This is a genomic window from Dyadobacter sp. BHUBP1, assembly GCF_050587785.1.
Lineage (GTDB): Bacteria > Bacteroidota > Bacteroidia > Cytophagales > Spirosomataceae > Dyadobacter.
In genome coordinates this window covers 225298-244273 of the sequence record NZ_JBOBIH010000002.1, presented here as the reverse complement: position 1 = coordinate 244273, position 18976 = coordinate 225298, and the positions used below count along the sequence as shown (strand labels likewise).

The 18976-nt window shown below is 49.7% G+C and carries 17 protein-coding genes; 9 read left to right on the top strand and 8 right to left on the bottom strand.

What is annotated here, in order from left to right; all coding sequences use genetic code 11:
- The first annotated feature begins 153 nt into the window (after window positions 1-153).
- The 6 genes from ACQ4MZ_RS07770 to ACQ4MZ_RS07745 all read left to right on the top strand — a co-directional run bounded on the left by ACQ4MZ_RS07770 (window position 154) and on the right by ACQ4MZ_RS07745 (window position 5688).
- A complete protein-coding gene (locus ACQ4MZ_RS07770; protein ID WP_430844083.1) occupies window positions 154-687 on the top strand; it encodes an antibiotic biosynthesis monooxygenase in 534 nt (177 codons plus the stop codon).
- A 105-nt stretch (window positions 688-792) separates the two neighbouring features.
- Window positions 793-1374, top strand: a complete 582-nt coding sequence (locus tag ACQ4MZ_RS07765) for a class I SAM-dependent methyltransferase (protein ID WP_430844082.1) — start codon at window positions 793-795, stop codon at window positions 1372-1374.
- Between the two features lie 212 nt (window positions 1375-1586).
- Window positions 1587-1805 (top strand): hypothetical protein, encoded by a 219-nt coding sequence (locus ACQ4MZ_RS07760; RefSeq protein ID WP_430844080.1) that lies wholly within the window; start codon window positions 1587-1589, stop codon window positions 1803-1805.
- 76 nt (window positions 1806-1881) lie between these two features.
- Window positions 1882-3183 (top strand): glycosyltransferase, encoded by a 1302-nt coding sequence (locus ACQ4MZ_RS07755; RefSeq protein ID WP_430844077.1) that lies wholly within the window; start codon window positions 1882-1884, stop codon window positions 3181-3183.
- A gap of 52 nt (window positions 3184-3235) precedes the next feature.
- On the top strand, window positions 3236-5044 hold the full coding sequence (locus tag ACQ4MZ_RS07750) for a sensor histidine kinase (RefSeq protein WP_430844076.1): 1809 nt from the start codon (window positions 3236-3238) through the stop codon (window positions 5042-5044).
- A gap of 2 nt (window positions 5045-5046) precedes the next feature.
- Window positions 5047-5688 carry a response regulator transcription factor gene (locus tag ACQ4MZ_RS07745; protein ID WP_430844074.1) on the top strand — a complete coding sequence of 214 codons (642 nt, stop codon included), beginning with the start codon at window positions 5047-5049 and terminating at the stop codon, window positions 5686-5688.
- 4 nt (window positions 5689-5692) lie between these two features.
- Here ACQ4MZ_RS07745 and ACQ4MZ_RS07740 read toward each other — a convergent pair whose 3' ends face one another.
- The 6 genes from ACQ4MZ_RS07740 to ACQ4MZ_RS07715 all read right to left on the bottom strand — a co-directional run bounded on the left by ACQ4MZ_RS07740 (window position 5693) and on the right by ACQ4MZ_RS07715 (window position 13780).
- The gene (locus tag ACQ4MZ_RS07740; protein ID WP_430844072.1) at window positions 5693-6841 is read right to left on the bottom strand and encodes an FAD-dependent oxidoreductase; all 1149 of its coding nucleotides are present in this window, start codon (window positions 6839-6841) and stop codon (window positions 5693-5695) included.
- Between the two features lie 24 nt (window positions 6842-6865).
- Window positions 6866-7633 (bottom strand): helix-turn-helix domain-containing protein, encoded by a 768-nt coding sequence (locus ACQ4MZ_RS07735; protein ID WP_430844070.1) that lies wholly within the window; start codon window positions 7631-7633, stop codon window positions 6866-6868.
- A gap of 12 nt (window positions 7634-7645) precedes the next feature.
- Entirely contained in the window at window positions 7646-9304 is a 1659-nt protein-coding gene (locus tag ACQ4MZ_RS07730) for a hypothetical protein (RefSeq protein ID WP_430844068.1), read from the bottom strand.
- 85 nt (window positions 9305-9389) lie between these two features.
- The gene (locus tag ACQ4MZ_RS07725) at window positions 9390-10346 is read right to left on the bottom strand and encodes an SGNH/GDSL hydrolase family protein (protein ID WP_430844066.1); all 957 of its coding nucleotides are present in this window, start codon (window positions 10344-10346) and stop codon (window positions 9390-9392) included.
- A 396-nt stretch (window positions 10347-10742) separates the two neighbouring features.
- Window positions 10743-12458 (bottom strand): PQQ-dependent sugar dehydrogenase, encoded by a 1716-nt coding sequence (locus tag ACQ4MZ_RS07720; protein WP_430844064.1) that lies wholly within the window; start codon window positions 12456-12458, stop codon window positions 10743-10745.
- A gap of 155 nt (window positions 12459-12613) precedes the next feature.
- The gene (locus ACQ4MZ_RS07715; protein ID WP_430844063.1) at window positions 12614-13780 is read right to left on the bottom strand and encodes an AIR synthase-related protein; all 1167 of its coding nucleotides are present in this window, start codon (window positions 13778-13780) and stop codon (window positions 12614-12616) included.
- Window positions 13781-14036: 256 nt separating this feature from the next.
- On the opposite strand from ACQ4MZ_RS07715, the gene ACQ4MZ_RS07710 reads away from it, so the two are divergent.
- A complete protein-coding gene (locus ACQ4MZ_RS07710) occupies window positions 14037-14543 on the top strand; it encodes a C40 family peptidase (protein WP_430844061.1) in 507 nt (168 codons plus the stop codon).
- Window positions 14544-14642: 99 nt separating this feature from the next.
- Here the strand turns inward: ACQ4MZ_RS07710 and tnpA are convergent, their stop codons facing one another.
- The gene (gene tnpA / locus ACQ4MZ_RS07705; protein ID WP_430844060.1) at window positions 14643-15080 is read right to left on the bottom strand and encodes an IS200/IS605 family transposase; all 438 of its coding nucleotides are present in this window, start codon (window positions 15078-15080) and stop codon (window positions 14643-14645) included.
- A gap of 212 nt (window positions 15081-15292) precedes the next feature.
- Between tnpA and argH the strand changes: the two genes are divergently transcribed.
- On the top strand, window positions 15293-16627 hold the full coding sequence (gene argH, locus ACQ4MZ_RS07700) for an argininosuccinate lyase (RefSeq protein ID WP_430844059.1): 1335 nt from the start codon (window positions 15293-15295) through the stop codon (window positions 16625-16627).
- 5 nt (window positions 16628-16632) lie between these two features.
- Complete coding sequence (locus ACQ4MZ_RS07695; protein WP_430844057.1) at window positions 16633-17154, top strand: hypothetical protein; 522 nt, start codon at window positions 16633-16635, stop codon at window positions 17152-17154.
- Window positions 17155-17244: 90 nt separating this feature from the next.
- Here the strand turns inward: ACQ4MZ_RS07695 and ACQ4MZ_RS07690 are convergent, their stop codons facing one another.
- Window positions 17245-18942, bottom strand: coding sequence for a SusD/RagB family nutrient-binding outer membrane lipoprotein (locus ACQ4MZ_RS07690; RefSeq protein ID WP_430844056.1), 1698 nt, complete (start codon window positions 18940-18942; stop codon window positions 17245-17247).
- Window positions 18943-18976: the final 34 nt, after the last annotated feature.

Below are 18976 nucleotides of genomic sequence, written 5' to 3'. Positions count from 1 at the left end.
TTGTTCAGTGCGGATCGTAACCAGTTTGGGATCTTTAGCCAACGGTCTCGGAAATCAACGGTTTCAGTGAAAATCCCCAAGAAAGTATTTCGTCGAATCTACAATTACTATTTCATAAATTTGCCGACACCACTTCCCAACCCACATCCCCCAATGCCCATACACGTAGCCATCACCCGCAAAGTCCTCCCCGGAAAAGAACAAGAATTCAAAGACGCCCTGCGACGTTTTCTGGGCGACTCGTTCCTCCATGGCGGCGTCCATGGGGCAGCGATGATGACGGCGCTGCCAGGCAACGACAGCCGCGAAATCGGGATATTAAGAACTTTCGCCGATCAGGCTGAGCGGGATGCATTTTATAATTCGAAGCTGTTCAAAGATTGGGAAGCCTACGCATCGACGCTGACGGAGGAGCCGGTTTACCGCGAGTTGACGGGTCTGGAAGCCTGGTTTCGCTCTCCGGTTCCTCCGCCGAGATGGAGAATGGCGGTGGCAACACTTTGCGGGGTTTATCCTACCAGCTTGTTCTTAACTTATGTTCTTGGTCCGCACATTCAGGAGCTGCATCCTGCACTCAAAACTTTGATCGTGGCTGGATGTATGGTAGGGCTGCTTACGTGGGTGGTGATGCCTCAGGTGACGAAGGTGCTGAAACCTTGGCTAACTGGAAGTCGGCCAAATAAATAGGAGCACCAATTGAGCGTCATTTGTATCTTAGCGCTACGAAGGGGTGCTAGCGTGAAGCGCCCGATTGTCAACGCATTACAATCTCAAAACACAAACCGCCCACCCATGGACAAATCAAACGGATACGAAGCCAACGCCGCCACATTCATCCGCTGCCGTTCCAAGGGCATTGATGGAGTCGGCGCGGCGTCCGTCAGGCAGTGGGCCAGGTCGCTGCCTCTGAATGCCACGGTCCTGGATGTAGGTTGTGGTGCAGGCGACCCGATTTCGAAGGCATTGGTAGAGGAAGGCTTGACCGTCTACGCGATGGATGCATCACCTTCAATGGTTAAGGTCTTCCAGCAGAACTTCCCCAATACTCCCGTCGCCTGCGAGGCGGCAGAAGATTCCCTCTTTTTCAATCGGCAATTCGATGCCATCATTGCCTGGGGCCTGATATTCCTTTTACCGGCAGAAACACAGAAAGTAGTAATTCCCAAAATGGCCCGTGCGCTGTACTCCGGCGGAAGGCTCTTATTTACGGCCCCATCTCAAAAAATGAAATGGAACGATGCCATTACAGAAATAGAATCGGTATCGCTCGGTGCAGAGGAATATAAAGAATTGCTGGCTGCATCGGGACTTTCACTTATCGGGGAATTCGAGGATGAGGGAGAAAACCATTACTATCATGCGGTGAAGCTTTAAGCGCATGAGCAAAATACCGTTTTGATATTTTTCCCTTCCCGTAACTTCTGCACAGCATCGAGCGTATCGACAAAACCATCACTTAACCCCAAAATGAGCAGTACTACCTATGAAAATGGGCAGTAACCTCCATTTTATGCGGGTAGTCGGGCTGGTAATTTTGTGATGTCGAAAGACAAAGACATTTATCTGAATCACAAAGTCTGTCAGCCATGAAAACATTCTTCAAATCCATCCTGTGTATATCGCTGTCCATCCTGAGCCAGTCGCGCGAAACAACGACTGAATCTGCGGCTCCCGCATGGGCAACTTCGGGACAATCCGCGCAGATCAGCAACGGAGCTTTCGTGAGGGAGGAGGAAGCTCCGTCCAACCCGCTTTACGGCACGAAAAGCGTCGAGGTTGCATTCATCTTAGCAAATATAAACTGACTTTACACCCCCCGCATCAATACATTAAATATCAATAACATACATCTATTTTAAGAAAAATCAATTTAAGTTAGCCATGAAAAAAATACTATTTGCCAACATGCCTTACGAGGGCCATTTCAACCCGCTCACGGGTATCGCCATGCACCTGAAATCGCTCGGCCACGATGTGAGATGGTATTCAGGAAGCATTTTTAAGGACAAAATCGAAGGCCTCGGCATCCCTTACTACCCTTTTAAGAATGCCCTGGATTTCAACCAGCATAATGTACACATCCTTTTTCCCGAGCGCGACAAAATCCGTGGGACTATTGGGAAGCTGAAATACGACCTGAAAACCGCATTTATCCTCAGATCGACGGAGTTTTATGAAGATATCAGGGAGATCAACGAGTCGTGGTCATTCGATTTACTGATCAGCGATATCGCATTCACCGGTATGCCGTTTGTAAAGGAAAAACTGCACAAGAAAGTAGTGTCGATAGGCGTGTTCCCGCTGGTCGAAACCTCCCGGGATTTGCCTCCAACCGGGCTTGCTATGACGCCTTCAACCAGCTTTTTCGGACGCAGGAAACAGGATTTGCTTCGCTTTTTCGCCGACAAGGTCATCTTCCGGGAAGCTGCTAGCCTCTTCGCCAGTCTTTTCCGCGAGCACGGAATGGTTCCGGTCGGCGGCAATATCTTCGATGTACTGGGCAAGAAAACAGACCTTCTCCTGCAAAGCGGCACCCCGGGATTCGAGTACAGCCGCTCCGATCTGAGCAAGAAAGTACGGTTTGTGGGACCACTCCTACCGTTTTCAAAAAGCAGCAGAGGCGCTACCGATCTCGGCGAACAACTCGGAAAATATGGAAAGGTGGTCCTGGTCACGCAGGGCACACTGGAAAGAGACCCGGAGAAAATCCTCGTCCCCACATTGGAAGCCTTCAAAGACACGCCTGTGCTGGTAATCGCTACCACGGGCGGAACGGGCACGGCAGCGTTACGGGCGCGGTACCCGCAGGAGAATATCGTTATCCGCGACTTTATTCCTTTCAATGACATCATGCCGCATTGTGATGTGTACGTCACGAACGGAGGCTACGGAGGGGTAATGCTGGGCATACAAAATGAGCTGCCGCTGGTTGCCGCCGGTATTCATGAAGGTAAAAACGAAATCAATGCCAGGATCGGCTATTTCAAATTAGGCATCGACCTTAAAACGGAATTCCCTACACCGGCACAAATCAGGGCGGGTGTGGAAAAGGTGCTGGCAGATGATACCTATCGAAACAATGTCAAAAAACTCAGCCAGGAATTCAAAGATTATAACCCTCAGTTGCTTTGTACACAGTACATTAGTGACCTTCTCAATATTAAAACACCTGTTCTCAGCTGATACAATGTTACCCGCCGGTCGATTCGTAGTCATCTTGTACCTGCTGTCTGCCATGACCGCAATGGGTCAAACCATAGAACCGCCTGTAATCGAGCTCGCTTACGGGCGGCCCAATTACCCTGTCGGAAAAAATATGCTGGTGCTGGAAGATCCTACTCATGCATTGCAGCACAGCGACGTGGAGGCTAAGCCGGAATTATTCCGGCCAATGACCCAGGAAACCCTGAACGTAGGCCCGAGCGCTTCTACTTTCTGGCTGAAAATGCGGGTCGTCAGCAAAACGCCGGCGGAGTGGTTTCTGCACGTAAAGGCGCCATTCCTCCAACAGGTCGACCTGTTTGTAGAAACGGCGCCTGGTTACGACAATATGGTTAATTACATCACGAATGTAGGCTCGGCAATGCCGTTCCGCGAACGCCCCGTCCTCAGCAACCAGACGGTCCTGCCGCTTAACCTCGTCTGGCGGGACACCACGACGATCTACCTGCGCGTGCGCAGCAACTCCATCATACGCGTACCGCTTGAAATATCGAGCCTGCAATACATTTATGAAAACAGCCAAAAGACTGACATCGCCCACGGATTCTATTACGGGCTGATTGCCGCGCTGATTATTTATAACCTGTTCGTATTCATCTCCATACGGGAGCGTACTTATCTGTACTATGTATTTTATATTTTCTTCGTAGCATTGAATATTGGTTACAGTAAAGGTCTTTTTCTGCAATTCATTGTTCCCGATTTCCCGCAGGCCAATCATTCCAACTATACCGGCAGCCTCGCGTTTATATTCGCATTGCTTTTCACCAATTCATTCCTGAATACGAGGCACTACTGCCCGCGTTTGAGGAAAATGGGCTGGCTGATCGTCGTATCCTGCATGGCCGTCGTCGGGTTTTCATTTTCCGGTCATTTACTGCTGGGCTTTAAAATCAGCTGGCTCACAGTGGGCTTCTTCCTCATTTACTCAAACTCCGTCGGGTTTGTGGTACTTAAACAGGGATTCAAACCGGCCAGATATTATCTGATGGGTTTCACCGCATTACTAGCAGGCATTGTTATTTTCATGATGAAGGATATGGCTATTTTTCCGGAAAACTGGTTTACGGAAGGCGCCTATCAGATCGGGTCCGGCCTGGAAGCGATTATCCTTTCCTTTGCATTAGCCAACAAGCTCAACACATTTAAAAGGGAAAAAGAACTAACCCAGGCGGAGGCGCTGGCACAGGCAACACTTTTTTCGCAGCAACTGATCGGTTCGCAGGAAAGCGAACGCAAGCGCGTGGCAGCCGAGCTGCACGACAGCCTGGGACAAAGTCTTGGAATGGTCAAAAACAAGGTACTGATGATCAAAAGAGGCACGGAGAAACCTGAGTTGCGTGAAAAACAGATCAGAGATCTCGAAGAAATGGTCGCCGAAGCCATTCAGGAAGTTCGCAATATTTCCTACAACTTGCGCCCATTGCACCTGGAACTGCTCGGGATCACGCAATCGCTGCATAGCTTGCTGGAAGATGTGATCGAAACCGACCTGATCGAACTGGAAACAGATATTCAAAACTTTGATAATATACTCTCTAAATCCAATGAAATGAACGTTTTCAGGATCGTACAGGAGTGTTTTAACAATATTCTCAAACATGCGCAGGCGACGGCGGCGCGCATTCAGATTAAAAAAACAAATACCATGATCACCATACGTATAGAAGACAACGGTGTCGGCATCCGCCCTGCTTCGACCGGTAAAGGGGGCTTCGGAATGATCGGTATCCGGGAACGGCTCAATATCCTCAACGGGCAAATTGAAATCCTGGAAAACAAACCGTCCGGTACCATTATTTATATTCAAATTCCCTTTTGACCATGGAAATCAGACTGCTGATTGCCGACGATCACCCGATATTTCTGAAAGGGCTCAAAGAAGTGATCGAAATGGATGCCGATCTGAAAGTGATCGTCAGTGCAAAAAATGGTCAGGAAGCGCTGGATGCATTTCAGTCGCAAAACGTGGACGTGGTGGTGCTGGATATCGATATGCCCCGTATGAACGGACTGGAAGCCGCCGAAAGAATGCTCCAAATCCACCCAGCCCTTCCGATCATTTTTCTTACAATGCACAAGGAAAAGGCCCCTTTTCTGAAAGCCCTGGAAATAGGCGCATTGGGTTATGTGCTCAAAGAAAACGCCGTTTCAGACATTGTACATGCCATTTACAAGGCCAACGACGGCGATCTTTACCTTAGCCCCGAGATCTCAGCTTATCTTCTTAAAAAGACATCGGCCCTGCAACGGCAATCGAAAAATGACCTGAAAGCATTGCTTACGCCTTCCGAAACGCACATTATGAAGCTGATTTCGGAATACAAGTCCAGCAAGGAAATCGCCGAAGAGCTTTTTATCAGTGAAAAAACGGTGTCTAATCACCGGATGAATATTGCCAAAAAACTGAATCTGACGGGAAAGAACAGTCTGCTGCGGTTTGCGTTGGAGCAAAACTGGGGGTAACGAGCTATTCCCCGCTCATCATTGCCACCATCTGAGCTATCGGATCGGCCGAATGCAGCATTGCTGTCATTTCCAGGCTCATTTGCGTGATTTGCGACGCCCTTTTCAACATCCTATCTTCATAATCAGCAATGGCGGCGTGAATGTCGGTAAATGCGCCGCTTGTGAGACATTCCGCCAGTTCGAATGCATCTTGCATAGCCATATTTACACCTTCGCCCGCGTAGGGAGGCATCCTGTGCGCGGCATCACCAAGCATTGTGAGGTTCGGGAGGGATTCCCAGCGCTGGTCGAGCGGAAAATGATATTGCGGCCGGGGGATAAGTCCTATTTCATTGCTCGTGAATAACTCCTGCCAAAAGTCGTTCCATGATCCGAATGCTTCTTTAAACCAGGCGAATACCCCGTCCTTTTGGGTAAAATCAATACCACTTTCCTGTACCCAGTTCTCACTAACCTTACATCCGGTGTAAAACGACAGGCTTCCTTCGCCTTTGGCGCTCAAAATCAGCGACTGCTCATCGCCGAAAGCGAAGATTTTCCCTCCTCTTACCAATTCCCAGAGGCGCGGGGCATTCGTCGATGCATTGTAAATGTTGCCTTCTACGATCGTCACGCCGGAATATACGGGAGCTAGCGCTGTTAAATACGGCCGGATCTTGGAATTGGCACCGTCCCCGGCAATGACGACGTCGGCGTAAGCCTGCGTCCCGTTTTTGAGATACATCAGCCAGCCTGCGTCCTGCCGCTCCATGGAAACAAACTGGCTATCCCACACCACTGTATCTTCTTGCAGCGAGTCCAATAAGATCTTTCGCAAAGGTGCCCTGTCGATCTCGGGGCGGTCTTCTGCAAAAGCTTTTTCGGCTGCATGATCATCCACATGAATATCGCCATGTTTATCCAAAATTCTCATACGCCCGGCGTCCGGCCGGTAACTATCGTAAAATGCTTCCAACAAACCGGCACGCCGCAGTGCCTCCAATCCTGAGTCCTCGTGCAGGTCGAGCGTGGCGCCCTGTACGCGTGCGTTTTTGCCGTAGTCACGTTCATACACACGTACATCAGCGCCCGACATTTGGAGCAATCTTGCCAAAGTCAACCCACCCGGGCCGCCGCCGACAATCGCTATTTTTTGATGGTTAAGTATCATATTGCTGTTGTTTATGACACAAAACTAGGCTGGCGGCAAGGTTGAAAATTGGATAAATCGGTCGTTTTTATTTCGCGCGAGCTCTTTGGGAACAACGCCCGCGTATTTTTTGATCTCCCGGATGAAATGGGATTGGTCGGCGTAGTTCTGGTCGGGAAACAGCCTTCCTTCCCTGATATGCTGAAATGAAGCCCTGAAACGGATGATATTGCAATAGGTCTTCAAGGAGACGCCGATGGTGTCGCGGAAATAACGATTGATCTGTCGGCTGGTCCAGAAAGTCTTTTCGGATAACTCCCCTACACTAATGGAGCCATTGGTTGCGTAAATCAGGTCAAAAAGCTTCCTTTTGCGCTCATCGATGCGCTTTTTTAGCATGCCTGTAATGTTCTCCGTAAGCGCCGCACAGAACTGTTCGATATCCTGAAATCCATCCATGGTTACTCCAAAGAAATCGGCAGGCAGTACCGTGGCGCTGTCGGGCAGGATCGGCAGGAAGTCTTTGAATAAATAGCCGACAGCGAGCGGTCGAAAGCTGATGCTAAACAGGGTGAAATCCGGCGGGATCTCTGCCCGCGACGGTCCGCTCTCTAACCCGAGCAGCACAATGCCCTGCCTGTCTCCAAACGAGAAGCTGGCATCGATCCGGCCGTCGGGCAATACCGTAACCGCCAAAGGCTTTCCCGATTTGTTGGTTAACATCCAAAAGCTTTCCACCAAATGACTTACGGCCTCAGCCGGAGGCATTGACCAATAGTCGATATCGCCCTTTTTATAGAGAAGCGGTTCCATTAATAAGGCTGGTTAATTCCCCTCGCCATTCACTTTTACATCTTTAAACATAAATGCATTATCGCTAATTCTCACGGCCTTGCCGCTGGCCGTGGTAACATTTCTCAGGACAACGCTTTTGGTTTTAACGTACGGGTACTTCTCCTGGTAAGTGCCGTCCGTCATTTCCGGGTTGAAATTGGTAAATATCGCCGGGCCCTGATAGTTTTCAGGATGAGCGGTATCGTCGATACGGAGATTTTCAATGGTAATCTTTTCGGGCATGTAGCAAGTATAACCAAAATCATGCTGGCCGGAGTAGGAACCGCTGACCAGCGAAGCGTTGGCAGGCTTGCCATTCATGGGAATGAAGACGCAGTTACGGATCACCACCTCGCCCTGCCAGGTGCTGCCGTAATCGGGCCGGAGGTTGACGATACTTCTGCCCCGGATGGTGGAGTTCTCGATCAGCAATAGCCCGCTGCCGATCGCATTGATCCCCATATGGCCGAGCGTCGAATTCCGGATGGTGGCATTGGCAACGCCCTGGTGGGCATCAAACCGGGAAAGCGTACAGTGATCGTAAAGCAGGTTCTTGCAGAAATTAGAACCTAAAATGCCCCAGTAGGTATTGTCGTTGATGTCGTTGGTCTGGCTGCAATTGACAAACGACACATTGAGCGCCCGGTTGGCTGACAGGTCGTAGGTGCCCATTGAAACGGGTTTGCCCGCCGCACCGATCGTGCTGTAAGTCTTATGCCCCGTTAGAATCGCGTTCTTCACCGTCACGTAGGAACAATCACCGATATTGATAAAGCCGCCATAAGGCGCACCATGCTCCCCTTCGCCGGTAATGCGGTGTTCCAGCCCCTCCACGAGCACATTCGACCGCCGGATCGCGATGTTACGGTTATAATAGGTGTATTTCGACTCGGCCTGGTTGGCAATGGTGGTAAAACGCCCGCCAATGATTTTCAGCGGCTTTTCGTCGATGGGCAGCGCTGTAATGTCGGTGATCTGGTCAAAATCCCAGATAATAGGCGCTTTCATATCCACCCTGCCGTTTTTATCCACCACAAAAATATCCGTTTGCGAAGATCCATTGTTCTGATTGAGCCCAAACCGGATGTATTGCTTTACATTGGAATTGGTGACGGTGATCAGGCAAGGACCTGGCAAAGACGCGTCGATCTTTTCCTGGTTCCTTTTCAGTGAAGTAATGGATTCCAACTTAAAAGGTTTAAGCCCCGAGCTCACTGTAAAAACCGAAGCATTGCGGTTTTCCACTTCGCTATCGTCGATGATGAATGCCGCCTTTCCAAAGTCGGTGTCGGTTTGGATTATCACGGTACGTTCTTTCCCTCCAATGTAGTAAGTCGCCCCGTCGCTGGCTTTCACCGGCAAACCATGCATGTTGGCAAATGCGTGGGTGGCGGCGATCGCGTCCACATCATCCGTTTTCCCATCGCCCCGCGCCCCAAAGTCGCCATAGCGCACGACGCCTGCAGCCTTGTATTTGCGGATGTCCCGGGGCGCTACATTCACTTGCAGTTCACCATTGTCGCTGGTGTACACACCGGTTTTCGTGTTTTCGGAGGTAACCGTTACATTTCCAACCGGGTCCTTTTGCTGGGCCCGCGCCCCAAACAAAAGGGTTAACAAAAAGAGAATCAGGAGTCTGTATTTTTTCATAAGGGTTAGTTAAGTCGCCGTTAGTTTCAAAAGACGCCTTCCTTAAAAAATACTTTTCATGACCCGATTCCCTTTGAATTTCAGTCTAATACTTCAAATCCCTGATTTTTTGAGCAACCCTGTTCGCTATGATCCGATAACCGGAATCATTAAGGTGAATCTCATCCGATTTATTCGCCGGGCGCATTCGGGTGGGGAAAATCCCTTTTTGAATGTCCTCCAAATCGCTGGCAGTCGGCGTGAATCCGATGGCGTTCATCTCCGATTCAGTGGGGGGCGTCATCGGAACATATTTGTCGCGGTACAATAACGCGAGCTCATCGTTGAATGCGGTGAGTTTCGCATAACCTTCAGTTCCTTTGCGCTCGGTAATTGCAGGCAATATCCCGAGTATGAGGTACCGCCGGGGCTCTGCAATGTAGTCCACCGAACTCTTGATCGCAGAGAGAACCCCTTCCTGTGGTTTTCCCTGGCCAATGTCGTTCCGCCCGTACCAGAGGACCTGCGTAGCCGTCCGCATTTTCACCGCATCGTCCAGTTCAAAAACCGAATCATCGGGAATCTCGACATCAACCGGCGCTTCGGTCGATGTTTCCGTCTCGTTTTGTGCCAACGGCTCTACCGTATAGCGTTCCCCTAAATCCGGGATGAAGTTGCGCGTAATAGTGCATCGCACGCCTGCGAGCGTACCGGTGCGGCTGTAAACGTTGCCATTCAGCGGGGTCGAGAGAAACTCATTGTTGATCTTCGTGACTGCCACTGGCTTCGTTCCATTGAATTTACCTCCTGCGACAGATAAGGTTAAAGGCACCCCGCCCTGCCGTATCGCGATCGATAATGCAATCTGACCGTTGATGCCATCACTGTATACCGGCCGTTCCGAAAAAACGTCGCCTACCCAGGCGCCCATCGGCCTGCTGCCGCCGGTCCCGATGGTGAGGCTGTCGCCGAAGAAAGCGAGCGTTTTGTCGCGTTTGTCCTTTTTGGAAGGGATGATTTTGTCGAGCAGGTTATCGCAGGACGTCAGGAGGATTGTTGACAAGGCCGCTACCCCAGATTGACGAAAAAAGCGTCTGCGGCTCATTCCCCCGTCGTTTGTCGGGCGGGGGTTAGTGTGTCGGAATGACTTCATTTTCATGGATGGAACGTTGCAGTAAAGGTGCTTTCGGGTACACGCAGTAACGCGCGCAAAGAATTATCGCAATAATCGTTCCACAAATGGCCTGCGGACGCCTTGGGTTGCTGTCAGGAAATTTCTACAAGAGTAGAGGCAAAACAATTTGGATTATATCCAACAATATGGAATAAATCCACTATCTTTGATCATCCAATATTGCCATACATAAATTGGGTTTTAGGGTTGTATAATGATCACATTCCGGAAGTGTTGCTTCCGGAATGTCTGTTTTTGAGGTATTCGCTGATTCGCTAAAAAGGATTACCTCCACACCAAAACCTTTTGCTGTATCACCCGGTCGGCCCCGGCCATTCTCACCACATATATGCCGGAAGCCGTATTACCGAGCGGGATGTTGACAGGTCCGCTCCTGCCCCCGATTTTCTCGGTAAGCACTACCTGCCCGCCTGCATTCACAATTTCGACAGTTTGAAAAGGCTCTTCCACGAACAAATTCATTTCGCTCGTGCTGATCAGCGAAGGCCGCACAAAGAGCTCACCCTGGCTCTCGGTTCCCCGGTTAACCGTGATTATTTTGGAATACCTGAAACTCTCATCCATGTCCGTCATTTTCAGACGATAATAAAGCTCCCCGCTTTCCAGAGTAGTGTGTGTAAATGAATACCAGTTACCAGTCGCCGCATTAGCTCCCTGAATCGAGCCGATATGCTCGAACTGACGGGCATCGCGACTGTACTGAATGTCGAAAGACTTGAAATCCTTCTCCATGGAAGTCTGCCACGCAAGCCGGACCCCTTCCGCGCTGGGCGCTCCCGAAAAGTCGACCAGCGTTACGGGCAACGGATTCTCGGCTTCAATGCGATAAACAGCTGTGGCTGTAACGGCATATATCTCGCCCGACTGGTCTTCCCCGATATCTCTCACGCCCGTAAACGTCGACGTTTCATACTCCTTCACAGACCCGTCCGAATTGATTTTATGAATATCGCCCGAGCCATAATCCATTCCGATGTAGTAACCCTTCATCACTGGCCACACATTACCGCGGTACACCACCCCGCCGATTACAGAATTACCCCTCGCTGTACGCGTCGGATAAATGTAAACCGGCTTGGTAAAACTCGCCGAATCGGGGCATTCGTTGGTTGCGATACCCGGTGTGTAGCCGTTTCCTTCGAAGCATCGCCAACCGAAGTTGGTCCCGGATGCATTACCGGCCGTTACATGGTTGATTTCCTCCCACGTATCCTGCCCCACATCGCCAATCCACAAGTCATAGGTCTCACTATCAAAACTCCAGCGGAACGGATTTCGCAATCCGCGGATAAAGATCTCATTCCCGAAAGGATTGGAAGGAGGTATGACATAAGGCAACCCGGAACCCAGCGGCGGGTCCACATCCAGCCTGAGTATCTTTCCCAGGAGGCTGATCGTACTCTGCCCGTTCATATTGGGGTCGTAACCGGCCCCGCCGTCACCGGTAGAAAGATACAAATAGCCGTCTTCCGGGCCGAAATGCAGCTCCCCTCCATTATGATTGGTGTTGACCGGATGCGGGATTTTCAGGATCTCCACACGCGTGTTGGCGAGCACGACGTTTCCCAATGGGTTCGCTGACGTGTATCGGGCGAGCACCAGGTCACCGGCGGTGTCGGTATAGTAGGCATAAATAAATCCGTTGGTAAGAAAATTGGGATGGAATGCGATGCTTAACAAACCTCCCTCTCCCGTCTGCGAAACTACCTGCCCGCCGCTATTCATATCGAGATACTGGATAGGGGTCGTTAAAGCCCCGGGATTGAATACGGTAATAACGCCGGAGCGCTCGACAATAAAAATCCGGTTCGAATTATCACCTGCATGCACGAGCTGCATCGCCGAGGTCAACCCGCTGATGACGGGCGTCGGGTTAATTTTGATATCAGGAATTTGCGCGTAAATGCGCACAGCGACGAGAACGAAGCAAAACACCAGGACATGGCCCCGCAGTATTGGATAGTTGTTGATATGTTTCATATGAAATAAGGTTAATAAACAACACTATTTCTATTATTACTACGAAATCATACTACAATTGTCATGCCTGAATTTTACTGCCGGAAATGCGGGAAACAAAAAACCTCCGGAAGATAACTTCCGGAGGCTCAGTATTTTGCAATAACGAAGGGCAATCAGTAATAGAAAGTACCGTATTCGCTGCTGATGGTCAGTTTTTTCTCATCGGAAGCTTCCACACGCCCGATTACCTGCGCAGCGATCCCGAACGATTCCGAGATTTCAATCACGCGCGCAGCGTGGGCTTCCGGGAGGTAAATTTCCAGCCTGTGGCCCATATTGAACACTTTGTACATCTCCTGCCAGCTCGTTCCGCTTTCTTCCTGAATAAGCTTGAACAAAGGAGGCACGGGAAGCAGGTTGTCTTTGATAATGTGAAGGTTATCAACAAAATGTAGAATTTTGGTCTGAGCTCCACCACTGCAATGTACCATGCCATGGATTTGCTGGCGCAGTTCGTCGAGCAGGGCTTTGGCCACGGGCGCGTAGGTACGTGTAGGCGAGAGGATCAGCTTACCTACATTCAGAGGCGTTCCCTCGACTTCGTCGGTCAGTTTTTTGCTTCCGCTGTAAATGAGGTCGTCGCTTACTTCCGGGTCGAAGCTCTCGGTATATTTGGAAAGGTATTTACCCAGAATATCATGTCTTGCGGAAGTAAGACCATTGCTGCCCATCCCCCCGTTGTATTCGCTTTCGTATGTAGCCTGTCCGTAAGAAGCAAGCCCTACGATCACATCACCGGCCTGGATATTTGCATTATCCACCACCTCCGAGCGCTTCATACGGGCAATTACCGTACTGTTCACGGTCACGGTCCGCACGAGGTCACCTACGTCGGCCGTTTCACCGCCGGTGCTGTAAATCTCCACGCCATAGCTGCGAAGCATATCCAGCACTTCCTCTGCGCCGTTGATCACCTCTGCAATCACTTCGCCGGGAATGCGGTTTTTATTGCGGTCGATCGTCGATGAATAGAGCATTGGGCCCGTTGCACCCACGCAAAGCAAATCGTCGGTATTCATCACGATCGCGTCCTGCGCGATGCCTTTCCAAACGGAAATATCGCCGGTTTCTTTCCAATACAAATACGCCAGGGATGTTTTGGTACCGGCGCCGTCGGCGTGCATGATCGTGCAATACGCGGGATCACCAGCGAGGGTATCCGGTACTATTTTACAAAAAGCCTTTGGAAAAAGCCCTTTGTCGATCTTTTCGATGGCCTTATGCACATCTTCCTTTGAAGCCGATACACCGCGCTGGAGATAACGGTCGGTAGTTTTCATCTGAGCGTATTAATTAGTAAGCTATCCTGATTCCGCCACAAAAGTAGTCAAAATGGGGGCTTAAACCTTTACTTTAACGAAAGTAACCCTTAAATAGGCAAATCAGTGATTTACAAAATATTGCAAAAATTAACGATTTGTTAAAATAAGACAAATGCAAAAAAGTCGTTAGCTTTACAAAGCTGAGGTATTCGTATTATAAAACCATAGAATCTCCTGTTTGACCTTTTAAAGTCCTGAACCCACTTTCGATTTCATGCATTTTTTGATTCGTTCAGTCATCGTATCCGCGTTATTGTTTGCTGCCTGTTTATTAAGCAACCGTTCTTTCGCACAGATCCCAAAGTCTCAGGAAGCTTCCGCCGACACCCTGAACCCGATGCAGTCGCTGGTATCGTTCGCGACAAAGCACCTGCATATCCCCTACCGCTCGGGGGGATCGTCTAAACGAGGTTTCGACTGCTCTGGTTTTGTCCGGTATTGTTTCAATCAATGGAATATCACGCTCCCGCATTCCAGCGCAGCGCAAGCTGAGCACGGCGAGGCCGTAGAGCTCGATGATGCCAAGCCCGGCGACCTTATTTTCTTCAAAGGCAACAGCACCAAAAGCAAGCGCATCGGACATGTGGGCATTATCACCGAAGTAGCGCCCGGCTACGTCAAATTCATCCATTCGGCCTGGAAAGGCGGCATCCGCTACGACCTGCTGAATGCCGCTTATTATAGCAAGCGGTTTGTGGCGATTAAGAGAATGATTGAATGATTGAATGATTGAATGATTGAATGATTGAATGATTGAATGATTGAATGATTTTTAATCAACAATAATTTTCTTTCTCTTCTGATAAGGAGTGTTTAGGGCTTAGTTCTTGTTGGAATTTGTCCAGCTATATTTTTGCATGAATTTGTTGATTTCTGTTTCAAAGGTTTTGCCTTTGTGGTGCTCTTCCTGTTTTAAGATGTAGCGCCTCACAAACGGAGCATGGCGCTCGCTGACGCTTACAGCCCAATAGTCGTCCTGCCAGACAAACTTCGTTGTCGTCAGCTTGTTCTTATTTATCCAATACGCCGACTCTCCCTTGATGATCTTCATTACCTCCGCTATCGTCTGTTGCCGGGTAAGACAAATGAGGCAATGCGCGTGATCGAAGTAGCCGTTGATCACATCCAACTCGATCCCCTTCGACATTGCATACTCCTTGATATGCATAAACACTTTCATTCGAATCTCGTCCCGCAGTACCGGCGCACGATATTTCGTCGCAAAAACAACATGAATCCAAATCCGGCTCCAACTCATACCAATAGAAGATTTAAACACGTCCAACAATAAACCCCTGGCGGTCTCATTGATACGCAAAACCCCGCATTTGGTAACACATCAAAAAAATTCCTACAACAAAAAATTCCCTGGCCGTCGACTTCAGTCGACGGAAAAAGGGAAAGGAATGAGCTAATGGTGTTAAATTTGTGATGAAATTTTAAATCCATAAATTTTATCATTCCTGCATTTTGAAACTCTGGCAAAAGGAAAATACTGTCACTTCTGAAAAAATAGAACGTTTCACGGTCGGCCGCGACCGCGAGATGGATTTGCATCTGGCCGAATTCGATGTGCTGGGCAATATCGCCCACGCCACCATGCTCGAAACTATCGGGCTTCTCACTGCGGACGATCTGGCCGCATTGAAAACCGAACTCAAAGCCATTTACGGGCAAATCCAGAAGGGCGAATTCATCATCGAGGAAGGTATCGAGGATGTGCATTCGCAGGTGGAGCTGCTGCTTACCCGCAAGCTGGGCGATACCGGTAAAAAAATCCATTCCGGCCGCTCCCGTAACGACCAGGTACTGGTGGACATGAAGCTATATACACGTGCCCGGCTTTTCGAGGTCGTACAGGCTACCGAAAAGCTTTTCGACGTGCTGACGCGCAAATCGGAAGAACACAAAAATGACCTGCTCCCCGGTTACACACACTTGCAAATCGCCATGCCGTCGTCGTTCGGACTGTGGTTTGGCGCCTACGCCGAAGGTCTCATCGACGATACTATCCAGCTGAACGCTGCCTACCGCCTCGCCAACCGCAACCCGCTGGGCTCGGGCGCTGGCTATGGGTCGTCGTTCCCACTTAACCGCCAGCTCACCACCGAACTACTGGGCTTCGAAGGTATGCATCACAACGTCGTGTACGCCCAAATGAGCCGCGGGCGCACGGAACAAGCTGCATTGAGTGCAATCGCATCGCTGGCGGCAACGGTTTCGAGACTTGCCATGGACGTTTGCCTCTACAACAGCCAAAATTTCGGCTTCATTGTATTGCCCGACGACCTCACCACCGGCAGCAGCATTATGCCGCACAAGAAGAACCCGGACGTGGCCGAACTCCTCCGCGCCAAAACCAACCGCATGAAAGCATTGCCGATGGAGGTGACTATGGTATTGAGCAATCTGCCATCCGGCTACCACCGCGACATGCAATTGTTGAAAGAGATCCTGCTGCCTGCATTCGACGAGATCCTCGACTGCCTCGACATCGCCGCATTCATGCTGGAACATCTGAAAGTAAAACAAAACCTGCTCGATGATCCGAAATACGACCTGCTGTTCAGCGTGGAGCGGGTGAACGAACTTGTGATCGCCGGAGTACCTTTCCGTGATGCCTACAAACAGGTTGGGGCCGAAATCGGCGACGGTACTTATGCCGCACCGCGCGAGCTGAAACACAGCCACGAGGGAAGTATTGGCAACTTGCAAACCGATGCCATTCGTGCACGAATGAAGCGGGAGATTGGGGCGTTTGGGTATGATAAAATAACCACCGCTTTTGAAGCACTACTAAAATAAAAGTCATGCGAACCCGGTCCGCCATCGTTTGGATGCTATGCTTCATGGGTTTCGGACCGGTAGCGGCCGCCAACGGCCATGCCGGACCGGGTAGCCTCAAAGTCGTCTTCTTCCTCGACCCCGAGTGCCCCGTCTCGAACGCCTACATGCGCGAGATCAAAAGTATTTGTTCGGATTACTCGAAAAGGGGTATAGCGTTTGAAGCGGTATTCCCTGTCCCAACCGTCAAACGGGCAGATATCCAACAGTTTTTAAATAAATACCAGGCCGCTATTCCCGGCTATCCGGATCCCGGTTTGAAGAAGGTAAAACAATACCAGGCGACTGTCATGCCCGAAGCCGTTCTCGTCAATGCCAAAGGGGAAATACTTTACCGGGGTGCAATCGACAACTGGTATTATGCTTTGGGAAAAAATAGAGCGAAGGCCACCGAATTGTATTTAAGGAATGCCATTGAAGCGGTGTTGAATGGAGAAATCGTTCTTAAAAGCCGGGCTGACGCGATTGGCTGTGTGATCAATCAATAAGCATTAACTCATTGAAGCCATATGTTAATACAAAAAGGCAGGCCAATCGGCCTGCCTTTTGCGTTTGTTAACTAAATCTATATTAATAAATCAAGGCTTATCCCACCATACACGACCGGTAGCGTCCTGCGGATCCTTTCCGAAACCCGGGATCCCTGCCATAGCGTCGTATGCTGCTTTTTGATTCGCATAATTTTGATCATTCTCGTTAAGCAGAGAAAGAGGTGCCCGACGCGGGATGATAAGCACAGCATTGTTGTTTGTCAATACTGGCAACGCAACGGCGCTTGTGGCATTCGGATAACCCGTACGCTTCCATAGAGCCCATCCCTCAGAAGGTTGCTTCAAAAAATGCAGGTAAGCTTGTGAAGCGATCTGATCCAGTGCTTTGGCTGTATTAAATGCAACCGCCGGTTTAAGCAAATAAGCATCTATTTCAGCCTGGGTGACAGGTGTATAATTGGTTAGCTGAGATTTTGTACCAATCATATCATACCATTGAATCGAGCTTATCACCCCTTTTTCATACCACTCCTTAGCGCCTGATCCAAGTCCGCGGGCAGCAATTTCGGCTCTCATAAAGCAATAGTCCGAATAGGTGAGCACCGGAATATAAACCAACCCTGTTCCAGCCTTGCCATTGGCATCCGCTTCCGCGGGACGGAATAACCTTGGCTGCAGATAGCTCAATGTATCCACAACTATCGAATTCTCTCCCGATTTTACGGTACGCGTAGTGTAATATCTAGCCTTGATTGTCGGGTTCGTTGCCTGATCCGGGCTGGTGAAGCTACCCAAATATCTGCGTGCAGGTTCGGTAGTTCCCGCAGGCAACTGTTTGTCCGCAATGAGCAGATTGATGTTAGTCTGGTTGTACGAATTAGGTGCCACAAATGCATCCAGGCGTGGATCCTTGTTTTCCCACATAAAATCTACCATCGGCTTGGTAGCCCTCAAACTGGTAGGATTCCAGTTTCCGCCTTCAGTGAATGATTTGCTTGCGGTGAAAACCCAACCGTCTTCGTTTGAACTCATCAGATCCTCAACCGGCATGGCCAATACCTCGCCAATCACGGCTGCTGCTTTTGCCTGATCGCTCTTTATCTGCCTCAGTGCAATTCTCAGTCGAAGTGCATTACCCGCCTTAACCCATTTCTGAGTAGCACCATTGTAATACGAATCGTAATTTCCAAGCGCAATCTGAGGAGCGCTTTGAGTTTGCTTCAATACAGATACGGCCTCTTTCAGTTCCTCATCCAGCTTGGCAAACAATGCCTGCTGTGTATCGTAAGCAGGTTTCAATGTTCCGCCATAACGACCCTGGAAGGCTTCGCTGTACGGGATGCTACCATAAATATCCGATACGTAGAAAGCATAATAAGCTTTCAGGATACGGGCAATACGAATCATGTGAACAAACCTCGGTTTCTCCGACTCGCTCATTTTTTCAACCAGCTTCTCAACATCAACAAGCTGCGTACCGGCGCTATACAGGGCTCCGTAGCGATTGGAAAAGTTGGAAACGTTGGTAGTAAAAGCTCCCTGGTTGCCCCGTACGTCCGTTGCATACTGCATCCATGGCATAATTCTGGTATAGAAGTCATAGAAGGCTTCGAAATCCTGCCCGTGGATACCCCTTGAGGCGTTCGCAAACTGATTCTCCGGCGGAATGGAGGATAATGCGTCCGGATCAATGTTCGTGTCGACAAAATCTTGTTTGTCGCAAGACGACAGTACCCCTACCATCAGCAGGATTGTCGTACAGAGAATTTTATTATATACTTTCATCGTTACTTCGTTCAATTTTTTTGTCAATTCCTGT